This window comes from Streptomyces sp. 1222.5 (genome assembly GCF_900105245.1).
Classification (GTDB): Bacteria; Actinomycetota; Actinomycetes; order Streptomycetales; family Streptomycetaceae; genus Streptomyces; species Streptomyces albidocamelliae.
Map to the genome: position 1 here is coordinate 7,173,680 of NZ_FNSZ01000001.1, position 15,289 is coordinate 7,188,968.

The 15,289-nt window shown below is 71.4% G+C and carries 14 protein-coding genes and 2 pseudogenes; 7 read left to right on the forward strand and 9 right to left on the reverse strand.

Annotated elements, in window-relative coordinates; translation table 11 throughout:
* Positions 1–146 precede the first annotated feature (146 nt).
* Positions 147–665, forward strand: coding sequence for a molybdopterin-dependent oxidoreductase (locus tag BLW57_RS32505; RefSeq protein ID WP_256339636.1), 519 nt, complete (start codon positions 147–149; stop codon positions 663–665).
* On the opposite strand, the pseudogene BLW57_RS42595 reads toward BLW57_RS32505, so the two are convergent.
* Positions 550–861, reverse strand: a pseudogene (locus tag BLW57_RS42595) (hypothetical protein); the annotation flags it as partial. The gene BLW57_RS32505 and the pseudogene BLW57_RS42595 sit on opposite strands and share 116 nt — an antisense overlap.
* Here BLW57_RS42595 and BLW57_RS32515 point away from each other — a divergent pair.
* Positions 779–1,036 (forward strand): annotated as a pseudogene (locus BLW57_RS32515) (helix-turn-helix domain-containing protein); the annotation flags it as partial. The pseudogenes BLW57_RS42595 and BLW57_RS32515 sit on opposite strands and share 83 nt — an antisense overlap.
* A gap of 99 nt (positions 1,037–1,135) precedes the next feature.
* Here the strand turns inward: BLW57_RS32515 and BLW57_RS32520 are convergent.
* The 4 genes from BLW57_RS32520 to BLW57_RS32535 all read right to left on the reverse strand — a co-directional run bounded on the left by BLW57_RS32520 (position 1,136) and on the right by BLW57_RS32535 (position 5,406).
* Complete coding sequence (locus BLW57_RS32520; protein WP_073895242.1) at positions 1,136–1,531, reverse strand: TOBE domain-containing protein; 396 nt, start codon at positions 1,529–1,531, stop codon at positions 1,136–1,138.
* A 104-nt stretch (positions 1,532–1,635) separates the two neighbouring features.
* Positions 1,636–3,594 (reverse strand): APC family permease, encoded by a 1,959-nt coding sequence (locus BLW57_RS32525; RefSeq protein ID WP_093479300.1) that lies wholly within the window; start codon positions 3,592–3,594, stop codon positions 1,636–1,638.
* A gap of 634 nt (positions 3,595–4,228) precedes the next feature.
* The gene (locus tag BLW57_RS32530; protein WP_093479301.1) at positions 4,229–4,762 is read right to left on the reverse strand and encodes a hypothetical protein; all 534 of its coding nucleotides are present in this window, start codon (positions 4,760–4,762) and stop codon (positions 4,229–4,231) included.
* Between the two features lie 113 nt (positions 4,763–4,875).
* Positions 4,876–5,406 carry a universal stress protein gene (locus BLW57_RS32535; protein ID WP_093479302.1) on the reverse strand — a complete coding sequence of 177 codons (531 nt, stop codon included), beginning with the start codon at positions 5,404–5,406 and terminating at the stop codon, positions 4,876–4,878.
* A gap of 450 nt (positions 5,407–5,856) precedes the next feature.
* Between BLW57_RS32535 and BLW57_RS32540 the strand changes: the two genes are divergently transcribed.
* The 3 genes from BLW57_RS32540 to BLW57_RS32550 are packed head-to-tail and all read left to right on the forward strand — an operon-like array spanning position 5,857 to position 8,975.
* Positions 5,857–7,152 carry an extracellular solute-binding protein gene (locus tag BLW57_RS32540; protein WP_093479303.1) on the forward strand — a complete coding sequence of 432 codons (1,296 nt, stop codon included), beginning with the start codon at positions 5,857–5,859 and terminating at the stop codon, positions 7,150–7,152.
* A 6-nt stretch (positions 7,153–7,158) separates the two neighbouring features.
* The gene (locus tag BLW57_RS32545; protein ID WP_093479304.1) at positions 7,159–8,151 is read left to right on the forward strand and encodes a carbohydrate ABC transporter permease; all 993 of its coding nucleotides are present in this window, start codon (positions 7,159–7,161) and stop codon (positions 8,149–8,151) included.
* A gap of 59 nt (positions 8,152–8,210) precedes the next feature.
* The gene (locus BLW57_RS32550; RefSeq protein ID WP_093480998.1) at positions 8,211–8,975 is read left to right on the forward strand and encodes a carbohydrate ABC transporter permease; all 765 of its coding nucleotides are present in this window, start codon (positions 8,211–8,213) and stop codon (positions 8,973–8,975) included.
* Positions 8,976–9,094: 119 nt separating this feature from the next.
* On the opposite strand, the gene BLW57_RS32555 is transcribed toward BLW57_RS32550, so the two are convergent.
* Together BLW57_RS32555 and BLW57_RS32560 are read right to left on the reverse strand one after the other, a co-directional pair.
* On the reverse strand, positions 9,095–9,301 hold the full coding sequence (locus BLW57_RS32555) for a DUF5999 family protein (protein WP_093479305.1): 207 nt from the start codon (positions 9,299–9,301) through the stop codon (positions 9,095–9,097).
* Positions 9,302–9,606: 305 nt separating this feature from the next.
* Positions 9,607–10,191: a hypothetical protein gene (locus tag BLW57_RS32560; RefSeq protein ID WP_093479306.1), complete on the reverse strand. Its 585-nt coding sequence runs from the start codon at positions 10,189–10,191 to the stop codon at positions 9,607–9,609.
* A 571-nt stretch (positions 10,192–10,762) separates the two neighbouring features.
* On the opposite strand from BLW57_RS32560, the gene BLW57_RS32565 reads away from it, so the two are divergent.
* Both BLW57_RS32565 and BLW57_RS32570 read left to right on the forward strand, forming a co-directional pair.
* Entirely contained in the window at positions 10,763–12,280 is a 1,518-nt protein-coding gene (locus BLW57_RS32565; protein ID WP_093479307.1) for a glutamate-cysteine ligase family protein, read from the forward strand.
* 869 nt (positions 12,281–13,149) lie between these two features.
* Positions 13,150–13,914: a CPBP family intramembrane glutamic endopeptidase gene (locus BLW57_RS32570; RefSeq protein ID WP_371127870.1), complete on the forward strand. Its 765-nt coding sequence runs from the start codon at positions 13,150–13,152 to the stop codon at positions 13,912–13,914.
* 19 nt (positions 13,915–13,933) lie between these two features.
* On the opposite strand, the gene BLW57_RS32575 is transcribed toward BLW57_RS32570, so the two are convergent.
* A complete protein-coding gene (locus tag BLW57_RS32575; protein ID WP_093479309.1) occupies positions 13,934–14,746 on the reverse strand; it encodes a PhzF family phenazine biosynthesis protein in 813 nt (270 codons plus the stop codon).
* A 45-nt stretch (positions 14,747–14,791) separates the two neighbouring features.
* A complete protein-coding gene (locus tag BLW57_RS32580; protein ID WP_093479310.1) occupies positions 14,792–15,229 on the reverse strand; it encodes a hypothetical protein in 438 nt (145 codons plus the stop codon).
* Positions 15,230–15,289: the final 60 nt, after the last annotated feature.

Consider the following 15,289-nt stretch of genomic DNA (forward strand, 5'->3'; position numbering starts at 1 on the left):
TCGGCCGTGCGCCGATGATACTGCCGCATCTGCCAGGAGTAAGTCTCCTGTCGCATCGCATGAGCCGCGTACTCACGGTTCGTAGCTTGCATCTGCGTTTGTACGGCACTCCCGGGCGGGTACGGTGCTGCGGGAGGTGGTCGACGGTGACGCTCGCGGAACTCGCCCTGACCGGCGATCTGGTACGACCCGCCCGGCTGACCGTGCCGCAGCTGCTGCGCTGGCCGCAGCACCGTGCGGAGGTCAGCTTCGAGTGCGCGACCAGTGGCATCCAGCACCACCGGTTCGCCGGGCCGCGCCTGTACGACGTACTCGCCGACGCCGGCCCGGGGTTCGATCCGGGGCGGCGCAAGGACCGGCTGCGGTTCCTCATCGCGGTCACCGGCACCGACGGCCACCACGCGGTGCTGTCCTGGGCCGAGATCGACCCGGACTTCGCCGACGCGCCCGTACTGCTGGCGGTCTCCGTCGACGACACCCCGCTGGACGCCGCGGGGCCTCAGCTGGTCCTGCCGCAGGACAGGTGCGGGGCCCGGCACATCAGCGGGATCACCGCGATCCGGGTGGACGGGGGGTACCGCTTCGAGCCGGAGGGTCCGTGCGGGGCGGCTCTGCGGCGTCCGGCGCCAGCCACACCCGGTCACGCGTCAGCGGCAGCTCCGTGAACCGTACGCCCGTCGCGTCCCGCAGGGCGTTGGCGAGGGCGGGGGCGACCGGGTTGAACGGGCTCTCGCTCATCGATTTGGCGCCCAGCGGCCCGATCGCGTCGGACGTCTCCATGAAAGGCACGTCACAACTCATCGACGCGACCTCGCTGACCAGCCTCGACGGCCTCCTCGCCGGGGTACCGGCCGAGGTGCGCAGGGCCTTCAGCACGAAGGTCCTCGGCCCGCTGCTGGACACCGGACGGCCGCCGATCGCCGCGCTGATCGACACGCTGGAGATCTTCCTCGCCTGCGACGGATCCTGGGCGCGGACCGCGCAGGCCCTGCACCTGCACGTCAACACGGTGCACTATCGGGTCGAGCGCATCGAGCGGCTGACGGGGCGCGACCTGTCCCGGCTGGCCGACCGGCTCGACCTGTGGGCGGGCTGCTGTGCCGGTGAGGGGCTTCGACCAGCGGCGCCCGGTGGGTCAGACGCGGTCGATGTGCACGTTGGTGGACTTCACGCGTGCGGTGGCCTCCATGCCGACCTCCAGGCCCAGTTCCTCCACCGCCTCCCGGGTCAGCAGCGACACCAGCCGGTGCGGGCCCGCCTGGATCTCCACCTGGGCGGCGACGTCACCGAGCTTGATGGCGGTGACGATCCCGGGGAAGGCGTTGCGGACCGAGGTGTAGGAGGCGTCCTCCTCGCCCCCGCCCGTCCTGGCCAGTTCGACCGAGAACGCGGCGAGGTCCTGGCCGTCGATGAGACGGCGTCCGGCTTCGTCGCGATGGGTGGCCACCCGGCCCGCGTCGGCCCAGCGGCGGGCGGTGTCCGGGCTCACGCCGAGCAGCCGCGCCGCCTGGCCGATCGTGTAGGACTGCATGCCGGTCACGATAGGGCCAGGCGGCGGGCATCGCGGACCTGGGGTTGGCCCTCGGGGACGACGAGAGGGCCGGACGGGGGAGTTGCCGCCGGCGCGTCCGGGGTTCAGCCCGTGTGCACGCGCGGCCGGCGCGCGCGGTTCGGTTCCGCCTCGCGCAGCACCTCACGGGTGACCGGGGCGACCTCGCCCTGACCGAACAGGAAGAACCGCAGGAAGTTGGCGAACGGGGTGCCCTCGGTCCACTCGAAGTAGATGTGCGGGGTGCAGCTCGTGGTGTCCCGGGCGTGCAGGAGCAGCGCGGCCAGGGCGTTGGGGATGGAGGAGTGCTCCAGGGTCAGCACGCGGTAGCGGCCGTGCAGGACCTCGCCGCGTACGGTCATGCACGTCTCGAACTCGGACGGGTCGGTGACCGTGACCTCGGCGAAGACGAAGTCCTCCTGCTCGGGCATGTCGTTGTCCGCGCGGATCTGCTCGATCTTGTCCCGGTACTCGGCCTTGTCGCGGCGGTCCGGCTCGTTCGCGATGAACCGCATCTTGCGGCTGGCCATGTCCCGGATGAAACGTTCCGCCATCGGATCGAGCGTCACGCTGGTCACGCGCAGTTCGAAGGCGCGGGCCAGCCGGGACAGGAAGGAGACCAGCATGATGCCGACGATGAAGCAGGCGCCGATCTTCACACCGTCCGGGCGCTCGATGACGTTCACCACGGTCGTGTAGAGGAACACCGTGGCGATCACCGCGAACGCGACGGTCCAGTGCCGCTGCCGGGCCTTGCGGGCGGCGATGGTCACGGCGATCGCCGCCGAGCTGATCAGCACCAGGACGCCGGTGGCGTAGGCGCCGCCCTGCTTGTCGACGTTGGCGTCGAAGATCCAGGTCACCAGGAAGGCGACCAGCGTGAAGACGATGACCATCGGGCGCACCGCGCGCGCCCACTGCGGGGCCATGCCGTAGCGGGGCAGGTAGCGCGGCATCAGGTTGAGGAGGCCGGCCATGGCGGACGCGCCCGCGAACCACAGGATGGCGATGGTCGAGACGTCGTAGACCGTGCCGAACGCGCCACCGAGGTACTCGTGCGCGAGGTAGGCGAGCGCACGGCCGTTGGCCTGGCCGCCCGGCTTGAACTCGTTCTCCGGGATCAGCAGGGTGGTGATGAAACTGGTGGTGATCAGGAAGCAGCTCATGATGAGCGCCGCGGTCGTCAGCAGCTTCTTGGTGTCCCTGATCCGGCCGGTCGGCCGCTCCTCGGTGTCGCCCGGGTCGCCCTGGACGTGCGGCATGACGGCGACGCCGGTCTCGAAGCCGGACAGGCCGAGGGCGAGCTTCGGGAAGACGATCAGGGCCACGCCGATCATCACGAAGACGTTGCCGTGTTCCGCCGTCAGGGCGGACGCCCAGTCCGCGACGACGTGCTCGGCCGTGAGGACGTGATAGATGCCGACGATCACCACGACGAGGTTGAGCGCGAGGTAGATGCCGACCAGGGCGACCGCGACGCCGACCGCCTCCAGGAAGCCCTTCAGGAACACCGCGCCGAGCAGAGCCACCAGGATGAGGGTGATCACCATCTGGTGCCCCTGGAGGGTGCTGGTGAGGTGCGGGTTCTCCACCAGGTGGGTGGAGGCGTCGGCGGCCGACAGGGTGATGGTGATCAGGAAGTCCGTGGCGGCGAAGCCGAGCAGGGTGAGCACGAAGAGCTTGCCCTGCCAGAACGACAGCAGCCGCTCCAGCATCGCGATCGAGCCCTCGCCGTGCGGGCTCTCCTCCGAGACGCGGCGGTAGACCGGCAGGGCGCCGGCCAGGGTCACGATGACGAGGACGATGGTGGCGATGGGGGAGAGCAGGCCGGCCGCCAGAGCCGCGATGCCCGGCTGGTACCCGAGGGTCGAGAAGTAGTCGACACCGGTCAGGCACATCACCCGCCACCAGCGCTGCCCCTTGTGCGGGGGCTCGGGTTCGGCGTGCGGTCCCGTGTGGCCACCCGGCTTGCCCATGTCGGACAGGCCCTCCAGCATCCAGGCGCGCAGGCGGCCGGTACTGGGAGGGCGTTCGGTCGTGACCATGGGGGTGCTCCTGACGTGTGGCTCCGTGGTTTCCGGCCATCACGCGGACGGCGGCACCAGCGTAAGCAGAGAGTGACGCCAGGGCCCACGGATCGGGGCTCCGTGGGCGTCAATCTTGCGTTAAGAATGGCCCCCTGACGCGCGCACCGCATCAAGAAGCGGAGGCAGCAGGCGGTCGGCCGCCGGAGGGCCGACCGGGTGCCGGACCACGGCACCGACTCCGGCGCGGACACCGAGCGTCATGTCCTACGACGCCGGGGGCTCACGGTGTGAGGGTGCGAGAGGCGCTCCTCGGGCGGTGCGGGGGCTACGGGATCTTGGGGGCGGTGCTGCCGGTGCCGGTGCCGGGGGGCTTGTCGTGCCGCTCCCGGGCGGGGGGACTCGTCCGCCGGTCGCGGTCGGCTTGTCGGCGGTCCGGTGGTGTACGGGCCGGCTCGTACGGCGGTTTCCGGGATCGGGCCGGGTCCGGTCGGGTCAGTCCGTGTCCTCGGGGGTCGGTGAATCGGGCGGTGACTGCCCCGTGAGCCTGGGTCCCCGCCCGAGCACGGTCGGTCGGCCCGGGCTCTCGGTGTTCGGTGGCGCCCCGGAGTGGCGCGCCGGCCGGCGGCGGGACGGGCCAGGCGGGCGCGGGTGGTCAGTCCAGGCCCGATGCGCGGAAGACGCTCAGGGCCGTCTCCCGGTCGAGGTCGTGGGCGAGGCTGTGCAGGGCTGTCGTGCCCCGCCGCAGCGTTCCGTTCGTCTCCGACCTGCGCGTGCCCTCGTCGAGGCGGTACCAGAGGTCGGGATTGCGGATCAGGACCTCGGGGTCGATCTCGATGCGGTCGCCGAAGGCGTCGCCCAGCACCAGGCGCCGGGTCACCCCGTCCACCGGGCGTACCGTCACCAGCAGGTCGGTGCGGACCCGGCGGGTGCGCAACAGACGGCGGCTGGCCAGCCAGCCCTCGTCGGCCGACACCCGGGCCGGGAACAGGACGAGGAGCAGGAGCAGCGCCAGCAGCAGCCACAGGCCGCCGCGCCACCAGTCGAGGGAGCCCGCCGCCCAGTCGACGAACAGCAGCAGGACGAACAGCGCGGCGGAGCAACGGGCCGCTGTGCGCACGCCCTCGGCCCAGCTGCGGTCGTGCACCACCCCTCCGGCGAGGGGGCGCAGGTCGTCGCGGTGCTTCATGAATTCGACGGTAGACAGTGGTGGCCCCGGCGGAAACCGTCCGCACCGCCCCCTGACGGCCCCCTGACGCCCCGGAGGCCGTTCTTGACGCGGTCACAGCTCCCGGGCGTCTCTCACAGACCCCGGGTGTCCATGCGCAGATGCCAGGTGTTGCGCCGGTGCACGGACAGCAGCTCGGACTCCAGCGGGGACGGCGGCACCGCGAGGACCGGGCAGCCGGCGTGGGCCAGGCAGTGCCGGGAGACCCGGCCGGAGAAGGCGCGTTGCAGGCCGCGCCGCCCCGCGCCGACGACCAGCAGGTCGTTGTCCCGGTCCGCGGTCGCGACCAGCGCCCGGCCCGGGGCGCCGCGGACGATGACGGGGTGCATCGGCACACCGGGGCCCTCCGCCCCGAAGAGCTCGTCCAGCACCGATGCCAGTCGCTGTCCGGCCAGCCGTTGCCACTCCTCGACCAGCAGAGCGGCCGCGGGGGAGCGCCGTGCGGCCGGGTCCCCGCCCGGCGGTTCCCAGGCGAGAACCGGCCACAGTTCGGCTCCCAGCCGGCGGGCGAGCGTGGTGGCCCGCCGCAGAGCGGTGACGCTGCCCAGAGAGCCGTTCACACCGACGACCACACGAGCGGCGGCCGAGGCGTCGTAACCGGACATGACTCCCCCGTTCGTTCCGCACGGGCGCCGACCGGGCGACTCCGCGGGCACGAGGCCCGCGAGACCCTTGCTCCTCTTCCATCCCACTCCTACGGCGGCGATTCGACCAGCCGGGCGGCAGGGTCCGGGGCGGGCGGCACCGCCGACCTCTTCGCAACCCGCCCCGAGGCGGCGGGAATCGGCGCGTCGGTCGAAACATTCGAGCGGGTATCCGGGGCAATCGGTCGCCGTCCTTCCGTGTGCTCGCAAGCGCCTGCACCCAACTCGTGCGTGACACCTTGACGCTCCCCACCCGCCTTTCTAGAGTCCGGGTTCGGAACGTTCGGGATTCAGTCCGAATGTTTCGAATCGCAGGGCTGCGGCCTATTGCTACGGACCACACGCAAGGGGCCCTGCTTTTCTCGTCGGGACATCTCCGAAGCAACTCCGAAAGTTTCGAAGGAGCGCATAATGGGCGACCCCGCACTGTCCCGCCGCGGTTTTCTGGCGGCCTCCGTGGCCGCCGGCCTGGGAGCGACCGCCCTCAGCGGTTGCGGCGGCGACTCGGACGGAGGGTCGTCCTCGGGGACGACCACGGTCGAGTGGTGGAACATCTCGACCACGGAACCGACCAAGACCGTCTGGGCCGGCCTCGCCAGGAAGTTCGAGGCCCGGCACCCCACGGTCAGAATCAAGATCGTCCAACTGGAGAACGACGCCTACAAGTCGAAGATGACCGCGCTGATCGCCTCCGGAAAGCTGCCCGACGTCTTCCACACCTGGGGCGGCGGTGTGCTCGCGCAGCAGGTCGAGGCCGGTCTCGTCGAGGACCTCACCGACAGCACCGAGGACTTCGCCGCAGGACTGCTGCCGGTCGCCAAGCAGCCCTACCTGCTGGACGACAAGGTGTACGGCATCCCGTTCGACATCGGCATGGTCGGTTTCTGGTACAACAAGGCGCACTTCGAGAAGGCCGGGATCGGCACGCCTCCGACCACCTGGGCCGGCTTCCTCGACGCCGTGCGGAAGCTGAAGTCCGCCGGCGTCACCCCGCTCGCCCTCGCGGGGAAGGAGAAGTGGCCCGGCATGTACTACTGGGCGTACCTGGCGATGCGCACCGCCGGCGTCGAGGCGCTGCGGAAGGCGGACGACACCAAGGACTTCACCGGCCCCGGCTTCGTGGACGCGGGCCGGCACCTCAAGGAGTTGGTCGACCTCCGGCCGTTCCAGAAGGGTTTCCTCGGTGCCGCCTACTCCAGCCCGACCGGTCAGGCCGCGACGGTCGGCAACGGCAGGGCCGCGATGGAGTTGATGGGCCAGTGGGCGCCGGTCGTCGAGGCCGACGCGGGCAAGGGACTCGGACCGGATCTCGGCTTCTTCCCGTTCCCCGAGGTCGAGGGTGGCCAGGGGAAGATCACCGAAGTGTTCGGCGGGGGCGGTGGGCACGCCCTGCGCAGGGGGGCACCGCAGGCGGCCGTCGACTTCCTGGAGTTCTTCGCCTCCGAGACCACCGACCGGGAACTCGTGCGGAGGACCGGAGTACTGCCGGTCGTCCCCGCCGCCGAGAGCGCCCTCGGCGACCGCAACCTCAAAGCCGTACAGACCCAGTTGAAGGCCGCCACCGGCTTCCAGCTCTACCTCGACCAGGCCTACGCGCCCGCCGTCGGCCAGGAGGTCAATGACAGCGTGGCCGCGCTGATCGCCGGGTCCAGGACACCCGAGCAGGTGGCGCAGTCGATCACGAAGACCGCCGGGGAAGCGCAGTAGCCGGCGATGACCTCCACCTTCCTTCCGGACCGGCGGACCGGCCCCGCCGCCGACCGGCCGGCACCGGGCGCGGCCCGCGGGCGGGCACGGCGGCGCGCGCTGAACTGGCTCACCGCCGTGGGCTTCCAACTCCCCGCGCTGGTGCTGTTCACCGGACTGGTGCTGCTGCCGATGCTGTTCGCGCTGTACGCCGCCTTCTACCGCTGGGGCGGCTTCGGCATGCCCTCCGACTATGCCGGCGGCGACAACTTCACCCGACTGTTCGAGGACCCGGTCTTCCTGGGCGACCTCTGGCGCTGCCTGGTCCTGGTCGTCCTGTCGCTCGCCCTTCAGCTGCCCTTCGCCCTGGCCATGGCCGTACTGCTCAACCAGCGGCTGCGTGGGAGGGCTGTCTACCGGACGCTGTTCTTCGCGCCGTACGTCCTGTCCGAGGCCATCACCGGCGTGTTGTTCGGCATGGTCTTCGCCCCCGGCGACGGGCTCGCCGACCACGTCCTCGGCGCGGTCGGCCTCGACGGCCTGGGCGGCGAGTGGTTCGCCGGACCCTCCTCCGTCATGGCGACCCTTTTCCTGGTCATGACCTGGAAGTACTTCGGCTTCCACACGATGCTCCACCTGGCCGGACTCCAGGCGGTCCCGGCCGAGTTGACCGAGGCCGCGCTGATCGACGGCGCGGGCCCCTGGCAGCGCTTCCGCAACGTCACCCTGCCGCTGCTCGCGCCCACCCTGCGCATCAGCGTCTTCCTGTCCGTCATCGGATCGGTCCAGCTCTTCGACCTGGTGTGGGTCGTGACCCAGGGCGGTCCCGACCACCACTCCGAGACGATGGCCGTGACCGTGTTCCAGTACGGCTTCAAGCGCTACCAGGTCGGCTACGCCAGCGCGATCAGCGTGGTCATGTTCGGCATCTGCCTCGTCTTCGCCCTCGCCTACCAGCGGTTCGTGCTCCGCCGTGACCTGGAAGGGGCCACCACCACGATGAGGGGAGCCGGCACGTGAGCCGCAAGACCGTACGGACCCTGCCGGTGCACGCGATCCTCGTCGCGGTGGGCGCGGTGATGCTCGTGCCCATGGCGTACGCCCTGCTGTCGGGCTTCAAGTCCACCGACGAGCTGTCCCGCAATCCGTTCGGCCTCCCGGACCGGTGGCTGACCGGCAACTACACCGGCATCCTCGGCTCGGGCGACTTCTGGCGGCTCCTCGGCAACAGCACCCTGATCGCGGTGGCGACGACCGTCCTCGTGGTCGCCGTGTCCGCGCTCGCGGCCTTCTCCTTCGCCCGTTTCGCCTTCCGCGGACGGGAGTTGCTGTTCACGATCTTCACACTGGGGCTGATGTTCCCCTTCGCGGTGGCCGCCCTGCCGCTGTTCCTGCTGCTGCGCTCCCTGGACCTGCTGGACAACCCGATCGGCGTGGTCCTTCCGCAGGCCGCGTTCGGGCTGCCGATGACGATCATCATCCTGCGCGGATTCTTCCGGCAGATCCCCGGCGAACTGGAGGAGGCGGCCACGCTCGACGGATGCGGCGCCTTCGGGTTCTTCTGGCGGGTGCTGCTGCCCATGGCCCGGCCCGCGCTCGGCACGGTGTCGGTCCTCGCCGTGGTCACCAGCTGGAACAACTTCTTCCTGCCGCTGCTGGTGTTCACCGACGGCACCTGGTGGACCCTGCCCGTCGGCGTCCAGCAGTTCCAGGGGCAGTACTCGGCGGAGTACGCGCGGGTCTTCGCCTACCTGGTGCTCGCCATGGTCCCCGCTCTCGCCTTCTACTCGGTCGCCGAGCGCCAGCTCGTCGGCGGCCTCACCGCGGGCGCGACCAAGGGCTGAACCATGGGAGCACGCCCTGGGTCACCTCCGGCTACGGACGGTGACCACACCCGGACACACGTCGGGGCCGGTGCGCACCGAGTGTGTGCGGCCGGCCCCTCGGATCGCTCGTGCTCTGCTCAGGCGGCGGTCATCACGTGCTCCGCGCCCAGCGGGCGGTGCGGAGCGATGATGCGGCCGTCGGGCAGCAGCTCACCGGTGTCCTCGAAGAGGAGGACGCCGTTGCACAGCAGACTCCATCCCTGCTCCGGGTGGTGCGCCGCGAGGCGGGCGGACTCCCGGTCGGCGGATTCTGCTGGCGGGCACGGCGGCTGGTGCTGGCACATGGGTGGGATCTTTCGCTGTGTCGTGGTCATGTCCGGTCCCCCGTGGTGATAAGTCGGTCGGTCCCAGTGTTGCCCTCTGGGCGTCGTTCCGCAGGGATTTGGCAGCACCGCTTCTCATAGGTTCATGACGTGTCACCCGCGCGGACGGTTCAGTCCAACTGCACTGCCTCTTCGGGTGGTTTCCCGTGGTCAGAACGGGCTAGTCCGCTCGGTGCGACCGTGCGCGCGGCTACGCAGCCGTACCTCATGTGCACACACGGTCGTACCCCGCTTCCCTGGTGGGAAGCGGGGTACGCGGGCCTCGGTCAGGCGGGTGAGCCGAGCAGCGGGACAGGAGTGGCGCGATGGGTCAGCACCGGCAGCAACTCGGCGACCGGAAAGGGCCGGTGCGTCGGTATGCCGGGCGGTGCCGGTGCCAGCGGGACGAGCAGGTCGGTGGCCGCCGGGTGGCCGTCGGCGCCGTCGGCGGCGCAGTCGCCGTGCAGCCACAGGGTGAGCATGTAGAGACCGGGCACGGACAGCAGTCGTGCCTGGTACGGCTGTTGCAGCGCCTCGGCCTGCTCCAGTGCGCGCTCGGTGGAGGTGACGTACGGGCCCTCGAAGAAGTGCGAGAAGGCCCAGCCGTCGGGGGTGAGCATGGTGTCCGCGGCGGCGACGGCCCGGTCGCCGCAACGGATCAGGAAGCGCCAGCCCGCCAGTCGGGTGGCGGACAGGCCCTGCGCGGTGATGCGGTCCAACACGTGGACAGGCAGCGGAAGTTCGGGTGTCGCGGGGCCCTGCGCGGCGCGCAGGGAGGGGGTGCGGGCCTCCCGGACCGCGGTCGGGGAACCGAGGGCGGTGAGGACGGAGCGCAGGGCGGGCGCAGGGGCAGGGGGCACGTGAAGCGGCATGTGGGTCGCCTCTCAGTCGACAGGCGCGGCGGCGCGAGGAGGGGTGGGGCGGACGGCGCTGTCTGCTCACGGAAGGCCAAAGGGGTGTGGGCCCGGGTCGGTGAACAAAGGGTGCGGCTCGGCCCGCCGCCCGTCGTGGTGACGGCAGGAACGCGGCAGGAACACAGGACCGAGGGCGCCAACCTTCTGCCTTGTGGACGAAGTTTATATGACGCATGTTCGGCCGTTGTTTCACCTATCCCATTTCGGTAAGTCCCGCAAGGCGCTAATGAGTCGTCGATTTGCGGGGCTCATCCCGATTCCCGAGCCGGTACCTCGCCGCTGACCTGGTTCTACGCGCCGGTAGCGGTCGGCCGAATGTCGTCGGCGTTTTTCACGAGGCGTTCGGGGCACCCGAAGATGCGAGTTGCAGCATGCCCCGTGAATGTGCCGCGGGGAACATCCGACAGACTAGCGGGCGCCGGGCCCGCGCGGGACGTTATCGATCGCCCGGGCTGGGCATCATCCCACCTGACCCGGGAGAGCCCGGCGGCCGGATCGTCGGCCCGCCCATCCGAGGAGGGACACTTCGATGGGGGAGAAGGTCGCGGCAGGGCAGTTCGACCTGTCCGATCGCCAGCGCTACCGCGAAAAGCTGCAAAAGTGCCTGACGGGACTTGAGCGCCTGCTGGGAGAGAAGCGGTTCGATCGCCCCAAGAACCTCATGGGGGTCGAGATCGAATTGAATCTCGCGGGTTCCGACGGCATGCCCAGAATGTTGAACGGGCAGGTGCTGGAGCGCATCGCGAGCCGAGATTTCCAGACCGAACTCGCGATGTTCAACCTGGAGGTCAACATCGCCCCGCACCGGCTGGGCGGACGGGTATTCGACCGGCTGGCCGAGGAACTGCGCACCTCGCTCGCCTACGCCGACCGGAAGGCCGGCGAGGTGGACGCGGGCATCGTCATGATCGGCATCCTGCCCACGCTCGACCGGGACGACCTGGTCTCCTCGAACCTGTCCGAGGTCGACAGGTACACCCTGCTCAACGACCAGATCGTGGCCGCGCGCGGGGAGGACTTCCGGCTCGACATCGAGGGCGTGGAGCACCTGGTCTGCACGTCCAAGTCGATCGTGCCCGAGGCGGCGTGCACGTCCGTGCAGCTGCACCTGCAGGTCACTCCGGGCCGGTTCGCCGACGTGTGGAACGCGGCGCAGGTGGCGACCGCCGCGCAGATCGCCGTCGGCGCCAACTCGCCGTTCCTCTTCGGTCACGAGCTGTGGCGCGAGTCCAGGCCGCCGCTGTTCCTGCAGTCCACCGACACCCGGCCGCCGGAGCTCCAGGCGCAGGGCGTGCGGCCGCGCACCTGGTTCGGCGAGCGCTGGATCACCTCCGCGTACGACCTGTTCGAGGAGAACCTGCGCTACTTCCCGGCGCTGCTGCCGCTGTGCGACGACGAGGAACCGCTGGAGGTCCTGGAGGCGGGTGGCATTCCCAAGCTCGCCGAGCTGGTCCTGCACAACGGCACGATCTACCGCTGGAACCGGCCGGTGTACGGCATCGCGGACGGCGTCCCGCACCTCAGGGTGGAGAACCGGGTACTGCCGGCCGGGCCGACCATCACCGACGTGATCGCCAACGCGGCCTTCTACTACGGCCTGGTGCGCGCCCTCGCCGAGGAGTCCCGTCCGGTGTGGACCCGGATGCCCTTCGAGGTGGCCGAGGCCAACTTCGACGCGGCCTGCCGGCACGGGATCGACGCGCGTTTCGTCTGGCCGCGCCGGGGCCGGTACGGCGGTACGGGCGAGGTCGACGCGGTGACCCTGGTCCGCGACGAGCTGCTGCCGCTCGCCGCCGCCGGGCTGGACGCGTGGGGCGTCGAGGCCGCCGACCGAGACCTCTACCTGGGCGTCATCGAGGAACGCTGCCGGCGACGGGTCAACGGCGCGTCCTGGCAGGCGGCGACCTTCCACCGCGCTCTGGAGCAGGGGCTGAGCCGTGAGGCCGCGCTGGCCGCGACGACACGGCGCTACGCCGAGCTGATGCACGTGGGCGAACCGGTCCACACCTGGCCGGTCGGTCTGCCCGAACCGGTACCGCTGGGCTAGCCCCGGACAGCCGGCCGTGGGCCGGTCCGCGGCCGGCGAGCGCTGACGCGTGCGGCGTCCCCGGCTTGTGCGGTGTGGGTGGAGCGGCGTCACTGTGAGTGGCCGAGGGGTGTCGGAGGGGGCGCTGGTCTGCGGTGGGGGCTGGGCGGGGCGTCGGGCTTCGCTGAAGTGCGGGCGGGGCGGGTGCTGTGCGCCGCTGGGCGCGGCGATTGACGGTCGTGAGCGGAGCGGCGTCGCCGTGGACGGCTGAGAGGTGTCGGGCGGGGGCGTTGGGTGGGCGTGGTCTGCGGCGTGGGTCGGGCGGGGCGTCGGGCTTCGCTGACGTGCGGGCGGGCCGGGCGCTGCCATTGAGGGTCGTGGGCGAAGCGGCGTCATTGTGGACGGCTGGAGGGCATCGGGTGGGCGTTGGTCTGCGGCCGGGGCTGGGCGCCGCGTGCTTCGCGGACGTGGGGGCCGGTTGGGCGTCGTGCCTCAGCGGCACAGGCCGACGTACGACCCGCCCCACAACGCTCAAGCCCCGACCGACAACCGGGTGCGCGGCTGAGGGCCGGTGGCGGAGACGGGGTGGGCGATGGGTGGGGCGGTCCGGGAGTCGGGCCGCGCTGAAGGCGCGGCGGGCTGTGTGTCGGCCCTCCGTGAGCGCACCGGGCCGCTTCTTCTCGGTCCCGCGATAGCGAGATGCGTCGAGCCGGCCCACGGGCCTGACGCCCGCCTCGCCCCGGCGGCGGCCGCCGGGTGGCCGAGGGCGGGGCCATGGCGGGGTGCTCCCAGGCGCTTCTGCGATCCTTGCGGGCGAAGGTGGGCCAGGGGTCCACGAGCCGGTGGAGGCAGGAGTGCAGGTGGACGCTGAGTCGGTGGCCGATTCCGGGATGCGGGAGCGCGATCCGCGGCGGATGCTGCGCGACGAGACGCTGCTCGTCCTCGCGCTCTCGCTCGGCGCGAGCGGTGTCTCCGCGCTGATCAGTTTCATCGGCTCGGTCACCAAGCCGGGCGGTCTGAAGGACCAGGCGGCCACCCTGAACGCCTCGGCCGCACCCGGCCGCCCATGGCTCGACCTCGCCTGGCAGCTCTTCGGCATCGCCTCCGCGCTGGTGCCCGTGGCCCTCGTCGCCCATCTGCTGATGCGCGAGGGACGGAGCATGCGGACGCTCGGCTTCGACCGCACCCGCCCGTGGCCCGACCTCGGCCGGGGAGCCGCCGTCGCGGCCGTGATCGGCAGCACCGGCATCGCCTTCTACCTGGCCGCCCGCGGCTTCGGCTTCAACCTCACCGTCGTACCCGAGGCGCTCCCCGACGTGTGGTGGAAGTACCCCGTGCTCGTCCTGTCCGCCCTGCAGAACGCGATCCTCGAAGAGGTCGTCGTCGTCGGCTATCTGCTGCGCAGGCTGGGCCAGCTCGGCTGGACCCCGGGAACCGCGCTGGTCGCCAGCGCGGTCCTGCGCGGCTCGTACCACCTCTACCAGGGCATCGGCGGCTTCATCGGCAACATGGTCATGGGCGTGGTGTTCGTCTGGCTGTACCGCCGCTGGGGCCGGGTCGGCCCGCTGGTCGTCGCGCACTCGCTGCTCGACATCGGCGCGTTCGTCGGCTACGCCCTGCTCGCGGGGAAGGTGGGCTGGCTGCCGACGGCCTGACGCCCGCCGCCGGCGCCGCTCAGGCGCGCAGCTCGCCCTCGATGACCGTGACCGCGTGCCCGGTGAGCAGGGTGCGCGCCCCGCGCAGACCGACGCGCACCAGCCCGCTGCGCCGGGACGCCTGGAGCCCGGTGAGGTCGTCGCGGCCGAGACGGGCCGCCCAGTGCGGGGCGAGTGCCGTGTGGGCGCTGCCGGTCACCGGGTCCTCGTCGATGCCGACGTTGGGAAAGAAGCAGCGGGAGACGAAGTCGTAGCCCCGGGCCGGGTCCTCCGCCCGGGCGGTGGCGATGATGCCGCGCGCGGAGTGGGCGCCGAGAGCCCTGTGGTCGGGGGAGAGGCCGAGGACGGTCTTCTCGTCGGCCAGTTCCACCAGGAGGTCGCCCACGTTCGGGCCGGTGTCGAAGGCGGCGGCCGGCTCCGCGCCCAGTGCCTCGGCGACCCCGGCCGACGCCGCCACGCGGGTGAGCGGGGCGGTCGGGAAGTCCAGGGTGACCGAGCCGTCCGCGGCGGGCGTGGCGATGAGCACGCCGCTGCGGGTGGCGAACCGCACCGGGCCCTCGTGGGCACCGGTGGTGTGCAGCACGTGGGCCGTGGCGAGGGTGGCGTGGCCGCACATCGCGACCTCGGCGGCCGGGGTGAACCAGCGCAGCGCCCAGTCCGCCTCGCCGCCCCCGGGCAGCCGGTGCGCGAACGCGGTCTCGGCGTGGTTGACCTCCATGGCGACGTTCTGGAGCCAGTCGTCGTCCGGGAAGACGTCGTCGAGGAGCAGTACTCCGGCCGGGTTGCCGGCGAAGGGGCGGTCGGTGAAGGCGTCGACGATTCGTATGCGCATGGCGCTGACGCTAGTGTCCGTGCCGGCGCCGCGCCCAAGTCCAATTCACGGATGCCGGACTGATTTCCGCCCGGCGGTCGCGCGGGCCGCCCACGCCCACGGGAGGAGCTGCGCCACCCCGAACGCCATCTCCACCACGAGGAACGGCCACAGCACCGCCGGCCCTCCGCGCACCAGCGTGTAGGCCATCCACAGGGAGAACAGGGCGCGCGCGACCCCGTCGAGCAGCCCGTGCTGCGGAAGGGGCCGTAGCACCCGAAGGGCGGACCAGACCACCACGACCGAGCCCATGAGGTTGGCGTAGAGCGTCTGCATCGGGGTGAGCGCGGGCATGGTGCCGAGACCCGCCGCGCCCCCCGCGGCCGACAGCAGACGGTGCACCAGGGCGTACGTCCAAGGAGTCGCGAAACCGGCCGTGACGACCAGGTCGTACCAGCCGCTCGTCCGTACGAGGCGCAGGTAGGCGGGGGCAGCAGGGCTCATCGGGGCTCCTCGGGAGGGCTCACTCGGGCGCCGCTCACGCTAGACAGCGGAGTACGCTCC

What these genes read in the sequence shown, in the direction of transcription:
- BLW57_RS32545 (WP_093479304.1), top strand. Translation starts at nt 7,159, where the DNA reads ATGACCTCCACCTTCCTTCCGGACCGGCGGACCGGCCCCGCCGCCGAC.
- BLW57_RS32550 (WP_093480998.1), top strand. Translation starts at nt 8,211, where the DNA reads ATGCTCGTGCCCATGGCGTACGCCCTGCTGTCGGGCTTCAAGTCCACC.
- BLW57_RS32570 (WP_371127870.1), top strand. Translation starts at nt 13,150, where the DNA reads ATGCGGGAGCGCGATCCGCGGCGGATGCTGCGCGACGAGACGCTGCTC.
- BLW57_RS32575 (WP_093479309.1), bottom strand. Translation starts at nt 14,746, where the DNA reads ATGCGCATACGAATCGTCGACGCCTTCACCGACCGCCCCTTCGCCGGC.
- BLW57_RS32525 (WP_093479300.1), bottom strand. Translation starts at nt 3,594, where the DNA reads ATGGTCACGACCGAACGCCCTCCCAGTACCGGCCGCCTGCGCGCCTGG.
- BLW57_RS32560 (WP_093479306.1), bottom strand. Translation starts at nt 10,191, where the DNA reads ATGCCGCTTCACGTGCCCCCTGCCCCTGCGCCCGCCCTGCGCTCCGTC.
- BLW57_RS32530 (WP_093479301.1), bottom strand. Translation starts at nt 4,762, where the DNA reads ATGAAGCACCGCGACGACCTGCGCCCCCTCGCCGGAGGGGTGGTGCAC.
- BLW57_RS32565 (WP_093479307.1), top strand. Translation starts at nt 10,763, where the DNA reads ATGGGGGAGAAGGTCGCGGCAGGGCAGTTCGACCTGTCCGATCGCCAG.
- BLW57_RS32520 (WP_073895242.1), bottom strand. Translation starts at nt 1,531, where the DNA reads ATGCAGTCCTACACGATCGGCCAGGCGGCGCGGCTGCTCGGCGTGAGC.
- BLW57_RS32580 (WP_093479310.1), bottom strand. Translation starts at nt 15,229, where the DNA reads ATGAGCCCTGCTGCCCCCGCCTACCTGCGCCTCGTACGGACGAGCGGC.
- BLW57_RS32540 (WP_093479303.1), top strand. Translation starts at nt 5,857, where the DNA reads ATGGGCGACCCCGCACTGTCCCGCCGCGGTTTTCTGGCGGCCTCCGTG.
- BLW57_RS32535 (WP_093479302.1), bottom strand. Translation starts at nt 5,406, where the DNA reads ATGTCCGGTTACGACGCCTCGGCCGCCGCTCGTGTGGTCGTCGGTGTG.
- BLW57_RS32555 (WP_093479305.1), bottom strand. Translation starts at nt 9,301, where the DNA reads ATGTGCCAGCACCAGCCGCCGTGCCCGCCAGCAGAATCCGCCGACCGG.